Source organism: Bartonella sp. AP4SXKL, assembly GCF_042195845.1.
Classification (GTDB): domain Bacteria; phylum Pseudomonadota; class Alphaproteobacteria; order Rhizobiales; family Rhizobiaceae; genus Bartonella.
Window position 1 is genome coordinate 16,849 of the sequence record NZ_JBHIPA010000008.1, and the last position, 14,646, is coordinate 31,494.

Sequence of the window (14,646 nt, forward strand, 5' to 3'; positions counted from 1 at the left end):
GAAAACCTCAGAAAACCTCAGAAAACCTCAGAAAACCTCAGAAAACCTCAGAAAACCTCAGAAAACCTCAGAAAACCTCAGAAAACCATATGAAGAGCTTTTGAAAAAAAATTCCTCATCGAAAATTTTTACAAGGTATTTTTTTAGATTATACTCTGTTTTCCACCTAAAATGATGATTTTACCACCTAAAACCAAAGAGAAATGCATGTCACCTTGCATGCTGTATCAACCTTTCCCAAAAGGACAAAGCCCACACCGGTCTTTAAATAATGGCAATCAATAAACAATGGTTTGTAAACAATCTGGCTTCTTATCTAACAGATTTGACTTGGCTTCTCCCTTCAAACGCATCCTTGTAATGTATCCCCTGTCCAGAGTTACTCTACAAAAAAATGCTGCGTTAGGAATACGCACAGACGAAAAACACCCCATGCATAAAATTTTAACCGCATCTCAAACAATGGTATTTTACAACACAACGGGATAAACTATTGTCTTATAGATTTTCTCGTATCACTCTCATCCTGTTTCAAGAAGTTGCCTGATAAGCACAAAATGCCATCTCAGAGGGTTCAATGCCTCACCATGTACTACAACGCATCGCCAACCTGCTGCTCTTGCCAACAGTGCACCCATTTTGAAAACAAAGAGGGGCTTTTTTCCTACACGCTTTGCCAAAAAAGGGAGCGCTCCATTTTGCTTTTTCTCGCTTTAAATAAACATATCCGTTGACCTCTTCCCACCACCCTCAAAGGACAAAGGTTTTAGCCCCACATCGGTTTGTAAACAATCCAACTCCTCTGAAGGGGCTCCATATCTGCTCATTATTTATATGATTCACTTGCATAATACTTAACCAAGCAAATCCTCACCAGAACAGTTGCTAATGTATTAAATACTTTAAGCTATCTTACTGATATCACCACCTTCAATAATAGTGTTTTAATGACGGTATTTTACGGTATAATAGGATAAATTTTACCCATGGTTTTTTTGTCATCGCACAGCAGCGCTTTAACCCCAGCACTTGAAATAATGGATCACGACACCACAAGAGAGAGGCATTTGGGATAAAATCTTTATTCCTCAGTAAAAAACGCCATGAATAAAGAAATTTTTTTTGTTCTCCCTCTACCTTCAATAATCACTGTCTTGATCCTCTAAAGAACAATAGGCAAACTTACCTTTAGACATCCAACAAAGGCAGCACAAAAAATAAAATAATAAAGAGAGTTGAGTTTTTTCTAAAGCGCCTCAAAACTTTCTGCACAATATATTCTATAAGACTTTATATTCAATAAGACTTTTTTTCATAACAAACATTTTAGCATTTTTATCTTTCTCTCACACAGCTTTCATTCTCAGGCTTTGACAGCATAAACCACCGCCACATTGACAGGACGTGTTTCATCTCCCCCTGTTTTTTGCAACAAGACCTTATGTTCATGCTCTCCCGCAGGACCTGTCAACAAATTTTTATTGTAAATTTGAGCCAGATTTCTATAATATTCACCGTGATTCATATCCCAAACTACCTTTTCAATCATTGGATAACTATGCTGGTGGTTACCTGTTGAATCTGTTTTTCCTTCATGGGTATGAGATTTAAAAGACTCTTCTTGTCGGCTTCCCAAGCGACGTCCTTTATCAATTTCTTTTCCACTATCGAGCCCCCGTAAAAACATTCCACGCAAATCGGGAACATTGAATGTTGTTCTCCCGTCTCCTTTTCCCCATGTTTCTCCCAGAACAGCAAAGAGATTAGCATAGTTCCTTCGCGAATATTCTTTACCATCACACAGTAACCATCCAGAGGGTATTTTTTCTGTAGCAAAAGTCCCGATAAATCCAGAAGAAAAAGTTTCAGGCAAAGGAGGAAAGGGCGGAATTTCAGGAAGTTTTATAGTAGGATTGGTTAAAAACCAGCCATCAGCATTTTTTCCGGCAATATCACGCGTATAGACGATCTCATAAAGCCCCCCTTTTTGAATTTCCCCGCCCTTTAAAGGCATAATACCCTCTGGCGTTGCCATATAAGTTGGTCTTGGCGGCAATTGATTTAAAGAAATATTTGTTATTCCTCTGTTGACGCCTTGTGCTTTAAAGCGCACAACAATGCCATCCATATAAGTCTCAAAAAAAGACTTTGTTGCCAAACGAAGTGACGTTCTCTCATTTTTCACATCGACAGTAAACTGTGTTTCAATCCCGCCCCCATTATCCAACAAATATTCTTTGATGCGTTGCATCATAGCGCGAGCACTATCATTGACTGTGCTTGGCGGTTGCCCTTCTGCCCAGTTTATATTCTCGTCGACATAAGCATTTTCTGATGCAACAATTGACCAATCATAAATCGAGCTCATAGAAGATACTCTTTTTTCAAAAAGGGAAAACGAGCAAAAAATGAAGAAAAGAAAGCCGCAATTTTATTTTTAGATGCCGGCATTTTCTCCATTTTCATTTTTTCCATTTTCAGGCCTATTTTGTCATAATCAACATGCAATAACTTTGTTTTCGCATTGACATAAACAGCTTCAGGGTTCACACGCAACACGTCTTGCGCCATAACGCCCTGATAACGTTGTGGATTTCCCTTATAATTAAAGGTATAAAGTGGATATCCCTTTTTCTGCCCCACAGGGATAATATTTTCTTTTGCTCTCACATCACAAAGCCCTAAAATTCCTCCGACCAATCCAAGCACTTGCTGCGCATCACGCAACGGATCTTTTGTAACAGAAGGTATTGTTGTAGATTTTCCTGAAGTTGTTCCGTAATTTCCAGCGGCCTGTGTTCCTACCTGTAACAAGCGTTCTAAGCGATTCCAATCTTGATTATCTTTTTCTGACCATTTTTGGCGCTCCGCATCTAAGACATTTTGACGATTCATATCTTGAATCATTCCTCCTTTCAAAGCATTGCTTTGCGCATTACTCTGTCCTTGATAATAGCTATTTGCTGCATTAACCTGATCCTGCTGAGAGCGATCAATCATCTGGTTCGCGTTCATCATATTATTAATATCTTGATTATACTGCTGTACCGCAGCATTTGTTGCCAAGGCGCCTAACTCATCGGCCAGCACACCAGTATGAGCGCCAGAACCATAACGTCCTGCCCCAGACATAGATTGATTAATCGCATCAGAAGTTTTATTCAGAGCATTTTGCAATGCAGTATTAAATTTACTATTGCTTCCAATCCAGCTTCCCTTAGCCATACCGGAAAGATTTGTAGCGCTGTTGGTTGGTGCATTCAACCATTGCGTTACCGTTGGATTATTATAGAGCCCAGCTGCTTGTTGTAAACCAGTTAGCGCATTTTTTGTCATATCGCTAAGACCGGCAACTCTCTCTCCCTGATAAACGTTTCCGCCAATTCCTTTATTATAAAGTCCAAGCGCGTTAGCACTGGCTTGTTTAAGAATATCAGCAGCCCAAGCGGGTGGTGCATTTGTTTGTGTTGTTGTCTGCACTTGAGGTGTTTTTTTTCTACTCATGAACCCAGAACCTTTCTATATTGAATAAGATTACGAGAATATCCGTGATGAGCGAGCTTTTTCGCCCATCCAGTTCTTCCAAACATGTGCATTTCGTCCGCATTGATTGTTCGCGCCCATTTTTCGACTTCATCAATCAACTTGACCAATTTCAGCCCTCCCTCTCCCGCAAGATCTGAGAGAACGACGCATTTTTTTCCCGTATGGGTTATTTCAACTTTGGTAATTGCAAAAGCACTAAATTGGATTTTATTTTTTAAGACCAGCCACAATTGTGCTTGTCCTGTAGCGATTTCTTCAGCAATTTTTTCCAGACAAACATCATCCGGAAAGCGCTGCGCATATTTTTTCAATGCAGCATTGAGTGCCTCTTGATAGGGAGCTATTTTTCCCCATGGCCACTGCTCTGTCAGATGAGCAGAATATAAATCTTGACTCTCTTGTATCATAATTTTAGCTCTTTCAGCTTTATCATTTCCCCCATTTGAGCAATACGCATCCCCATGCATACTTCACGCATTCCATGCCCCCCGCACAATAAAAGAAAAAAAGCCCCATCATCCCTTTGTCACAACAAAGAGGGAACTTTTTTCTTTATAAAAATAAACCATGGTGCAGCCTATTTTTCCTTTATCGCAGAAAAGCATGAAACATAACGCACCACCTTGTTCTTCATATTATAAAGACACAGCTTATCGCATTGTGCCTTTGTTTATAAAGGTTTGGGAAGCCTATGGGGCATTTGTTCTTTAATAATAGAGGCTTGAGCCTATCGCATGGTATTACAAAAGGGCATGCCTATCGCATGCCGGCCCGCGTCAATTCCACATCAAATCCAGTGACATGAGTCCAATTCACCCCTTCAGGAATACGCAATTTAAAGCGATAAAACCGTGCCCTTGCACGACAGTGAATTTGTCCAGTATTATAAGAGGGCTGTTTTTCTGGCAACCAAACAGTTTCCTCTTCAAGAGATTGTCGAAAGCGCATTCCCACAGACAAATAAAACTTTCCACTATTGACTTGAGGCATAATATTTTTCACCCGTGTTATCATGCCATTTGTCTGCCCCATTTCTTGTGATGTCACGACACAAGCCATAGGACCCCCAGAAAACGAACCCAGTCTCCCCTGTTGATCAAATGCCCCCAGAATAGGCGATTCATTTTTCCAAGCTTTACTATCGAGAGAAAAGGACAAATCGTCAATATTCTTAGTCACAAAATCAAGACCTTCTAGGGTTGTTCCGGCTAAGAAAATAGGCAATATCATTTTGATATCGACGAGAGCTTTTGTCCATTTTTGCAATCCCCAATCATAAATGAGCAAGATACGTTTATGAAGGTTCTCATCAGAATCAACCATCCAATAAACACGATTATACACCCCATCGATAGCAGCAGACAGAGTGTACAGATTATCCTTCCTTGATTTTGCGGTCATCGTTCGATCGACTTTTTCGAACCCAATGGGTATAATCTGTCCCTCATTTGTTATTTGATAAAACCCGCCCTCATCGGCAAAGAATGCTAAATCGCCTCTACAAACAATTGATTCAGCATTTTTTGCGCCTCGTTTATCGTGGATTTTTTGGAAACTAAAAATAATCTTAGAGCCAGGAATAAAAGAACCAGCATAGATTGCAGAACGCATAAAGATAATTGGATTTGTTGTCTCCGTTGCCCCTTGGACGAATCCGCCATCAGGAAAATCTTGATAATCACAACTTTTTTTTCCCACGGTCCAAAATTCAGCATCATTTAATCCAGACCAATGAACCCGTCTTGGATTTTCGGTTAATTTCATCAAACAAACGAAATCTCCCCAGATTCGAACAATCCCTGCCTGTGGTGGATTTCCTCCTAAATTTCTAAATGTTTTATCATGATTAATATCAATCACTTGTGGTTTATCATTGGCATTCACAGCAATGATAAAATCACCAAACAAAGCAAAAGACCACGGAGCATCAACATTAGCCAGATAAGGTTTTCCTTTTTGGCTAATATCTTTCCAGTTCATTGTTGTATTATCAAGTAAGTAGATTTTATCTCTTGTCCCGACAATAATAGAAACCCCATTTTTTGTTTTAACCGCAAGAGTGCCTAAGATTGGCTCCGGACAAGGCTCTGATAAAGGCTCAAAACTTGGCATAGGGATATAGGAGCCATCAGCTGGGAGCACATTAACAAGTTCATCGGTAAAAATTCCATTGATATCCGCCACATCGGGTCGATAATCAGCGATTGGGAAAAAAGCCATCAAGACCCCCATAAAATCTTTGAAGAGCCCAGTGCCATTCAAAACACCAAGGCTTATTGATAAAAAACCACAAAAGCCCTTAAAACTCTAAAGGCATAAAATTCAACAAAATAAACAACCTAAAGTTGTTTAATGCACCAAAAAAAACGATACCATCAATAATAGCCACCCCAACGCCATCCACCAGCGCCAAACCAAAATCAACTGCCCGCAATCACCCCCCACAATGACGGGGGAAAGAGCCATCAAAAGCCCCCATAAAATCTTTGAAAAGCTCAGTGCCATTCAAAATACCAAGGCTTATGGATAAAAAACCACAAAAGCCCTTAAAACTCTAAAGGCATAAAATTCAAAAAATAAACAACCTTAGGTTGTTTAACGCACCAAAAAAAAAACGATACCATAAATAATGGCCACCCCAACGCCATCCACCAGCCCTTCACCATCAACACCAACGCGCAAATCCAGCCATAAGTGACAAACCAGCCACCAGTGCCAAACCAACCTTCAACGCCAGCCATAAACGATTTGGAAAAAAGTCTTTTAAAAACGCATTGGGCGAATCTTTGAAGAACCTTTTCGGCGCGATGTTTCAATGCGCAAAGCTTGAAGCTGTTCTTGAAAATCTCTGAAAGAAACGGCGGCATATTCAGGATCTTTAAGAATATTTTTATAAAGTTCATATTTTGCTCGTGCTTTAATAAGATCAAAAGCATAAATCAACCAAGGGTTATCATCCTCTTTCAGCTGTTCATCGGCAAAATGAACAGGAGCATAAGAAAGCTGTACAGCTTCCACATGTTCTGGTGTTGGAAAGAGTCCTATTTTTTGATCAAGGTAGGTATAAAAGAATGGCGTTCCTAGCGCAGGATGCATACCATATTGTTGATGCAACACTTCCAAGGGCTTAAAGAACAACTTTGTTGGTGTTGCACTCTTTGTTACTAAAAAGACGCCCTCCAAACTCTTTTCTGCTTCAATAAAAACCCCTTCTTCTTGCCCATACCATGTTTTACCACTTTGTGTTTTAAACGTCCTTTCTCTTTTTTCATTAAAGAAAAAGGGTTCGCGTTCACACAAACGCAAAGCCGTAAAAATTGAATCTTGAATTTGCAGGGAATATTCCGCTGTTGTATCGTCAATTTCATCTTGAATAAGCGCGACCATATAAGCAAGCGTTTTAGAATGGTCTGAATGTGTAAGGTTTAGATTTTGGGGATCAGTGGATAAAGTGGTCATAGGCCTGTCCTTGTTTCTGGAAGCATTTTAAATTTTTCCCCCAACAGATCCCTCTTGTTGGGGGAAGAGAGCAAGCGTTCGCTTTAAGCGGGTGCTCCATAAGTTGGAATGACAATAGTGCCAAAATCCTGAGCCCCTTGCGTACTTCCTGGCAAGGTAAAGCAAGTTTTTTTCATACCAATAATGGTTTTTGCCGCAACCCCGAATTCTCTTTCATAGTCGAAGAGTTCCTCCACCAATTTATAGCGTGTCGCCCCTCGATCTTTACCAAAAGCAATCACAGCACTCTGCGCACCAAGCAGAACAGCCCGCCGCACATTTGGTACAGCTTTGTTAGCGGTTCCAGCTTCGACCCCTTCGGTAATATGTTCAGCTTCGCGCAAAACCACACCATTATACATGCCCAAAGACCCATCATAGAGCGGATTTTTGATACGACTTCCACTATAGATTGCCTTAGTAATGTCGAGCCATTGCCCCGCATCAGTATTGGTTCGCAATTGTGTCACTTGGGTTGGATGTAGATAAAGCACATAGACATTTTCGCCATCAATCCGCACAGGTCTAATTTTAGGATTTGCCAATTTAGCCCGTTCAACTGCTTTATCAATCAAGCTGAGATCAAAAACATCGTCTTCTTTTAAGTCCTCATCTTTTGCTTTATCATTAGGACGTACCACACGTTTATTGGTTGGTGCCGTTGGCGCATTAAACCCATAATGAACTGGTTTAAGGGTAATCGTGCGTCCTTCAAAGTTAATTGTTTTTGCGGTATACCCGCAAACTTGAATGAAGAACATCATACTCAGACGATCTGCATACCAATCAACCAAACCATTTTTTGCCTCGGTGCGCAAATCATGGAGAATTCGTTGTTGATCAATCGTTCCCTCATTTTTGACACGCACAGCATGAACGAGTTCATTAATTGCCAAGCGATCATTGAGAAACTGTAAAGCTTCTTCATTGCCTTCCAATGTCTGCCCTTCACTCACCCCATCGCCTAGCAACTGCACACGCAAATTAAAGCTAATAGCATCCCCACTTGCTTTCGTGGTTTCATCTTTTAATTGTACGATACTGTTTGAATCATTTCCAATCAACGGTGCAATTGGAAGTGCTTTTGAGACTTCTTGGTTTAGTAATTTAGACCATGTGCGCACTGCCATTGGGTCATTAAGTCCGATATAAGTTACAGTCATTTTGTCCTCTAAAAGTTTTATTGACATAAAAAACCCGGCAAAGCGCCGGTTGTTAAAACACCACATTTCATTTCAAATGGTGAATAGGTTGTTTGTGAGTTTTATCTAATTTCTGTTAGCGTCTGCCTCCCCCTTATAAGAGCTCTCCTCTCCACATCCGTGTTTAAGAAATCCCCCCGCATTCTCCTGCGCCAAAAGCCTCTTAACGCTCCCGCAAAAAACACTCCCGCATTCTCCTGCGCTAAAAGCCTCTTAACGTTCCCGCAAAAAACACCCCCCGCATTCTTCTGCGCTAAAAGCCTCTTAACGTTCCCGCAAAAAACACCCCCCGCATTCTCCTGCACCAAAAGCCTCTTAACATTCCCGCAAAAAACACCTGCCACATTCTTGTTTTTAAAATTCTCTTCCCCCCATTAAACGATTAAAAGCGGCTTTATTTTTAGGATCAGCAACCCAAGCGCTAAACTCTGCTTCTGACATTTTATCAAGCATATCCAAAGAAATCGGCCCATTTGGCGTCAAGCCGTTATAAGCAGCAAGAGTACGTGCAGAATTGTGTCTTTCCTGTAAATTTTCACCCATGTTATTGGGAACATTTGTGTAGCCAATTTTTTGTGCAATAGAGTAAATCACTTCAGCCGGATTTTGATTTTTTTGCGCACAATCGCGCAAGATCTGCTTCAACTCATCACCAATCAACGCATCAATATTTTTGGGATCGGCCATCTCAGGATAGAGCGAAGCACAAGCTGCCAACTGTTTAGCCCGCGTTTCATAAATAAAATCAGCTGCTTGATCAAAATCATGATGCTTTTGTTTAACACTGGCAACAGACTGCTGAAAAAATGCATGCAACTGTTCTGCTTCGCGAGCAAGAGAAGGCTGTTGTTTTTCATGTACAAGCCCTTGTTTTTGGAGTGTTTTTCCCAACCATTGCATATAGCCCATAAAGTCTTTTTGCGGATCTGGTGGAACATCTTCTCCCCCTTGAACCTCTTTTCCAGCCTTTTGCGAAGAGTACTGTTGTTGATGCACTTGCCCTTGAAAATTATCTTCAAGAGTTTTTTCTTCTCTTGCAATTTCACCATCTTCTCCCTCTTGTGTTGAGACCAGAAAATCTTGTTTCAATTGGTTTTGTTCTGCCGGCGTTAAGTGTTCTTGATCCATGACATTAGCCTTCTCTTTTTTTAAACAATAAAATCAAATTTTTCAGATAAAACAGCCCATAAGCACTTATCCCCTCAATGTTCTCCCATCATTTGAGCACCAGTATTCCCCCCAATGCTCTCCACCCCACATGACGGCAAAACTCCCCTCTCCACCCTACTTTTCCCAACAACACTGCCCTACAAAACAGTTCTTTTAAGAAAAGGGAGCCCATGCACTACGAAAATCGATAAGCAATTTATGATATATGGCGTTTATCAGAAGTCACGCATGACAAAGCACCCTATTGTTGAGCCTTTGCTGTCTGCAACATCTGCATTATCTGCTCTGTCCCCACATTATCCCCCATCTGCGCTGAGGCATTTTGCTCTTCTTGAAAAGAGTTTTGCGCCTTTATCGCAATTTTATGAATAAGTGAAGCCGGTAAAGGCGAATAGCGTAAAAGATCGAGCATAATCTCAGGCGTTGTAAAATTTTGCATCAAAGGAAGCAATTGCATGATCAGTGCAAAAGTACGCTCTTTTTCATTAAGACTTGTTGGCGCATCATCCACGACAATATCATATTCCAAGCTTGTCACCATTTCGCGTGTCAGCGGCACATACTGGGCATTTTCATCACCAGCAATACGCACCAACCGCCCATCGGAGAGATAATTTTGAATAAGATAGAGAATAATTTTTCCCTGTCGTTGCCGATATCGACGCAACCCATCAAAAAAGGAAGCCAAAAGATTAAGTGACGATTGTCGCCGTTGTTGTTCAAGAATGCCGGGCTGATTGACAGCTCGCGTCCCAATAAATTCAGAAGACAACCCCGTCACCTGTTCGAGAGCACTCTTTGCTTCATTAAACAATTGAAAAAAACCTTGCGGAAATTGCGCCACGGGTTTAGGTTGGATTCTTCCGCCAGACACAGCCCCACTTTTTAACCAAGTAATACTATCAGCTCTAGCCCAACTCTCGACGGCTTGTCGATCATCATCAAAAGCATCGCGTTCTGCCATAATGCCGCCTTTTGATTGGCTATTGAGCAAATGCATTACTTGACTAAAATATTTGTTTGCCCACCGTTGCGGATCTTTTGTAGGGCGCACAATTCCGTAAAATTGCCGACTTAACTTATCAAAAGTACCGGTAATACACTCCCATCCCAATTGATTGGGTGGAACCAAGGGCTTATCAGGCGCTTCAAGCAGCTTTCTACCTAAAAATGCCCGTTTGACAATTTTTCTGTTCAACCTTGTTGCTTGAACATGAGGAAAGGTTTTGCTTAAATTTTGGAAATCCTGCTCTGAATAATCGACAAACCTTCCACTTTGAGGCTCAAGGACTTTATAAACCACCTCGCGTTCAAACCAGCGACATTCTGCCAATGTCACCATTTTAGGACGTTGATAGCCGCTCCCCTCTTCTCCTTGATCCCCCCTCTCGGACTGATAACTTTGTGTCATCCCATTGCTGGTTGGCTGTAAAAAGCTCTGATGTTTCACCCAATCCGCATGAAGATCACTCCAATGAACATTTGGAAACATTTCCTGCGCTACGGCAAGAGGTTTTTCATCAATATACCATAAGCGTTGTGCATCAATAAGATTAGACTTAACAGCACTTGCATCCCACACCATTTTCATCGGGTCTAAACGTGCAATGATTGGTTTTCCTTGGGGATCTTGTTCATAATCAAGGCGTGTATCTGTCCAGCCCATTCCGCAAATAATTGCATCTTGAAAAGCATCGGAATCTTCGTATTCCCCGTCGGCTTCATCGCGAAACCATTCGGCTGCTCCTGTCAAAATCTGGTTTGCAAAGGCAGCCCCTTCTTGTCGTGGAATAAATTGCACTTGCCTTTTATTATTGCGCTCAGCCCCAATCACGGCATTAATTAAAGGCGCAATACGGTTAAAAGTCATCACGGGTCTGTTTTGTTCGTGCAAGACGGCAAGGTCTTGCTCATTCCATTGCCGTCCATTATAAAAATCGTAATCTTCCTGGGCATTTTTTCGCCATTTTTCGACATGATCAATATCATCCTGATACCAACCCACGAGTTTTTTAAAGAGAGCTTGATTTTCAAGCGTTTCGATTTGATCAAAAGAAGAATTTGTAGACATATTCATTAAAAAGCCATCCATGAAGTTTGAGAATGGTGAAACGAGCGATAAGGTTTTTTTCGCGCTTTAGCATTTGGTTGTTCATAAGCCACACACATCAGTCCAAAGGCATCGGCCCCATGGCTAGCCCAATCATGTTCAGCCCCTAGTCCGATATTGCGCTGTTCGTCGCGCTTTTCATGATACCAAGCAAGCGCTTTTCTGCCCGCACATGTCGTTTCACGATTAAACCATAGTGCAGGAAACAACCGCCTTACGGCTTCGATACGCATTTTCACAGCGCCTGTTCCTTGGTTAGGAATTATTTTGGTTTGAAAACCGGCTTGTTGAAGGGCACTTTCAAAACTCACATTATAGACACGATCTTTTGTTGCGCCATCATGAGGCAAGACCATAAGAGCCTTTTCATATCCCCTTTGAAAGACCCAGCCCACATGCTCTGAGAGAGGTTGTCCTTGGGCTTCATAATAATCGAGCACTCGGATTTCCCGTCCAACAAATTGCGCCACCCACAATGCGGTAGCATCAGCCTTTGCTCCTGTTCCCCCGATATCCCAAAAGATTCTCACCTGCATCAAAGGATCCCGTGGAACAGTGGTAATCCGCCCTTCCATTTCGGCTTCCAGCAGACATTTCTGATAATAAGCCCCTTGCACAGCTTGGAGATATTCGCCTTCCCAAATATGGTTATACTGCTCTGGTCTTTGCTGCAAATCGTCCATTCGATCACGATTGAGTTTTTCAGGAAATTGCGGATTATCACGCCAATTGATTTCCACCCCTTTGATATGAGGATTATCGACATTTCGGAAACGTTTTTCCACGGCTGCATTTTCATGGCATGGGTTCCATGTGACCCATAATTCTGCATTCCAATCTTTTCCTTCTTCGCGCAAAGTTGGAATAAGTGTTTGCCAAGCAGTTTCTGTCACGGGCTCGGCTTCATCGACCCAACAAAGGAAAACGCGTCCCATTGATTTAATACTTGCGATATTGCGATCAAGCCCAGCAAACACATAGACAATCCGTCCATCTTTTGACTTAATATATTTATCGCCGATTTCATAATAGTCTTGTAAAAAAGGATAAGACTCGATAGCGCGTTTAATTTCCTCCAAAGAACTTTCATTAAGAGAATTTTGAAATTGCCTTGCACAAAGAATAATCCCGCGTTCTCCAGCCATTCCATGGCGATATCCCACCACAGCCGACATCAAAGCAAAAGAACGTGTTTTTCCAGAACCCCGTCCTCCCCAAGCGGCTCGCACATCTGCTTTTCCAGTAAAAACAGGAATAAGCTTTGGAATAAGAGCCACTTGAGCCGTTTTCTGCTCAATTTTTTGAGAAATTTTCTGAACAGTTGTCATTATAAATTTTCATACTTTAGCAATAATTGCGCTGCACCCTTTTGCTTATCCCAAGTTTAATGATCCCAGAGCAATTGAACGAAAAGAGCAATTGAACGAAAAACGCCCTTCTCAAAAGCAGCGCTTTATCTTTTCTTCATCCTAATATTCAATAAATTTCACTTTTTTGCATGAGATCCCCTTGACCCCACCTATGCGCCCCAAGCCCCCAAGGCACAAAAGCCCCACCCCCTCAAACACCGCGCCTGTCATCCCCCAACCACAAGCAAGGTATCCCCCCAACCAAATCATAGCCTCAGCACATGGCTCTCAGGCATATCCAAAGCCCAACATCCTCCAATATCATGCCTCTCAAGCATCACCAATCCTCACACTTTATCCCCCAAGATACCCCCACCAAAACACATGCATCCCGCAAGCATAACACTTCTCTCAAGTTTCATGCCCCTCCCCCATCAAAACACTGTTCCATATCCACCACACAAATACCCTGCACCAAATTCCCTCCAGCACACGGGGGCCCTTACGGCATCATTCACCAAAGCCCCTTCCCAATATCACGAGCGCCTACAAGCACGATAGCCTCCGCTTCAATCCCCTCAAGATAGGCAATCACCAAAGCAGCCCCCTTGCAAGACATCACCCCACATCACCCACCTCAGCCTAACATTTTTCAATATCACAAGCCTCAGTTATCGAGGTATCACACTTCTCTGGTTCACTATTTTTTGCATTCACTGGTACAATCTCAATACGCGAAACTGTTTTTGATATCTCCACACCTTCAATAACGAGAAAAAACCAAATCTTCACCAGATGCCCAAAACAGCAAATATCATCAAGCACTCCCCAACATCTTTCAGGTATCGCGCCCCTCACGCATCGCCATAAAAGCATCTTGCCGGCCCCTCTTCAAACAGACCACCCCAGACGCCATGTACCCCCAAAAAACACCATATGCACCGAAGTCTCCTCCAGTCCACGTCCTCATGCTTCCCCCACCAAAGCTTAACAACGTCACAGCTCACACGCCTAAAGCACACGCCCCTCACCGCAATTTCAATCATAAGCTTTCAGACAAACATCTAGCATCCCCGTTCAAAGACAATATCCCTTAAACATCATGTGCCCAACCCAACATTTTCTCGTAGCTTCAAGCCTCAGTTGCCGAGGGATCATGCTTCTCCGGTTCGCTATTTTTTGCATTCACTGGTACAATCTCGATACGCGAAACTGTTTTAACCTGCCCTTCTCCAGCCCCCTGAAGAGGCAACACTTTTGCCAGCAGCGAAAAAAAAGGAACAGGATTATTCAACGCATGATACTGAAGATAAGACACCAGCCCATCTTCACCATAGTGATATCCAGCCTGCTCCGCCGCTGTCAAAAGAGCTTCATTAAATCGCTTTGTTGTTTTATTTAAAGCCCCTTTTTTCCGCCCTCTTCGACGTAAGGGAAGACAATGTTCATCTACCATCATCATGTTCCTTCCAACTAAAGAGAAACCAAAACCTCAAACACAAAAATGACATAAAAATCAGCAACAAAATTTGACAAGCATTCAACAATTAAAAAAAATGGGACACACCCAAAAAGATAAGAGCCCACATAAAGCCCAAATCCTCCGCATAATTTTACAGATTCACATTTTTACGCTTTTACATCATTACAGAACGCAGCCAAACGAAACGCTCAAATCACTACCCCGCACCGTTCTGTAAACACGGGTCTGCAACAAGCTGATTTCTCGTCTATCAGATTCCCCTGCTGATTATTTCATATAGCTATCCCA

General features: G+C 42.0%; 14 protein-coding genes. All 14 read right to left on the bottom strand.

Annotated elements, in window-relative coordinates:
• Positions 1-1,363: 1,363 nt before the first annotated feature.
• Complete coding sequence (locus ACFIMI_RS05335; protein ID WP_375692303.1) at positions 1,364-2,368, bottom strand: phage tail protein; 1,005 nt, start codon at positions 2,366-2,368, stop codon at positions 1,364-1,366.
• Entirely contained in the window at positions 2,365-3,504 is a 1,140-nt protein-coding gene (locus ACFIMI_RS05340) for a tail fiber domain-containing protein (RefSeq protein ID WP_375692304.1), read from the bottom strand. Before ACFIMI_RS05340 ends, ACFIMI_RS05335 begins: the two co-directional genes overlap by 4 nt.
• A complete protein-coding gene (locus ACFIMI_RS05345) occupies positions 3,501-3,953 on the bottom strand; it encodes a hypothetical protein (protein WP_375692305.1) in 453 nt (150 codons plus the stop codon). Before ACFIMI_RS05345 ends, ACFIMI_RS05340 begins: the two co-directional genes overlap by 4 nt.
• A gap of 349 nt (positions 3,954-4,302) precedes the next feature.
• Positions 4,303-5,766 carry a hypothetical protein gene (locus ACFIMI_RS05350; protein WP_375647466.1) on the bottom strand — a complete coding sequence of 488 codons (1,464 nt, stop codon included), beginning with the start codon at positions 5,764-5,766 and terminating at the stop codon, positions 4,303-4,305.
• A gap of 79 nt (positions 5,767-5,845) precedes the next feature.
• Entirely contained in the window at positions 5,846-5,980 is a 135-nt protein-coding gene (locus ACFIMI_RS05355; RefSeq protein WP_375692306.1) for a hypothetical protein, read from the bottom strand.
• 161 nt (positions 5,981-6,141) lie between these two features.
• Entirely contained in the window at positions 6,142-6,270 is a 129-nt protein-coding gene (locus ACFIMI_RS05360; RefSeq protein WP_375629185.1) for a hypothetical protein, read from the bottom strand.
• 39 nt (positions 6,271-6,309) lie between these two features.
• The gene (locus ACFIMI_RS05365) at positions 6,310-7,005 is read right to left on the bottom strand and encodes a hypothetical protein (RefSeq protein ID WP_375631840.1); all 696 of its coding nucleotides are present in this window, start codon (positions 7,003-7,005) and stop codon (positions 6,310-6,312) included.
• A gap of 83 nt (positions 7,006-7,088) precedes the next feature.
• Entirely contained in the window at positions 7,089-8,207 is a 1,119-nt protein-coding gene (locus tag ACFIMI_RS05370) for a N4-gp56 family major capsid protein (RefSeq protein WP_273791303.1), read from the bottom strand.
• 393 nt (positions 8,208-8,600) lie between these two features.
• The gene (locus ACFIMI_RS05375) at positions 8,601-9,374 is read right to left on the bottom strand and encodes a hypothetical protein (RefSeq protein ID WP_375647481.1); all 774 of its coding nucleotides are present in this window, start codon (positions 9,372-9,374) and stop codon (positions 8,601-8,603) included.
• Positions 9,375-9,657: 283 nt separating this feature from the next.
• The gene (locus tag ACFIMI_RS05380) at positions 9,658-11,508 is read right to left on the bottom strand and encodes a portal protein (protein WP_375692307.1); all 1,851 of its coding nucleotides are present in this window, start codon (positions 11,506-11,508) and stop codon (positions 9,658-9,660) included.
• Positions 11,493-12,854 (bottom strand): PBSX family phage terminase large subunit, encoded by a 1,362-nt coding sequence (locus tag ACFIMI_RS05385; RefSeq protein WP_375638503.1) that lies wholly within the window; start codon positions 12,852-12,854, stop codon positions 11,493-11,495. The genes ACFIMI_RS05380 and ACFIMI_RS05385 overlap by 16 nt, the downstream gene beginning before the upstream one ends.
• 663 nt (positions 12,855-13,517) lie before the next feature.
• The gene (locus tag ACFIMI_RS05390) at positions 13,518-13,700 is read right to left on the bottom strand and encodes a hypothetical protein (RefSeq protein ID WP_375681948.1); all 183 of its coding nucleotides are present in this window, start codon (positions 13,698-13,700) and stop codon (positions 13,518-13,520) included.
• A 13-nt stretch (positions 13,701-13,713) separates the two neighbouring features.
• The gene (locus tag ACFIMI_RS05395) at positions 13,714-13,845 is read right to left on the bottom strand and encodes a hypothetical protein (protein ID WP_375611677.1); all 132 of its coding nucleotides are present in this window, start codon (positions 13,843-13,845) and stop codon (positions 13,714-13,716) included.
• 162 nt (positions 13,846-14,007) lie between these two features.
• Positions 14,008-14,331 (bottom strand): hypothetical protein, encoded by a 324-nt coding sequence (locus tag ACFIMI_RS05400; RefSeq protein ID WP_375613662.1) that lies wholly within the window; start codon positions 14,329-14,331, stop codon positions 14,008-14,010.
• Between the last annotated feature and the right edge of the window lie 315 nt (positions 14,332-14,646).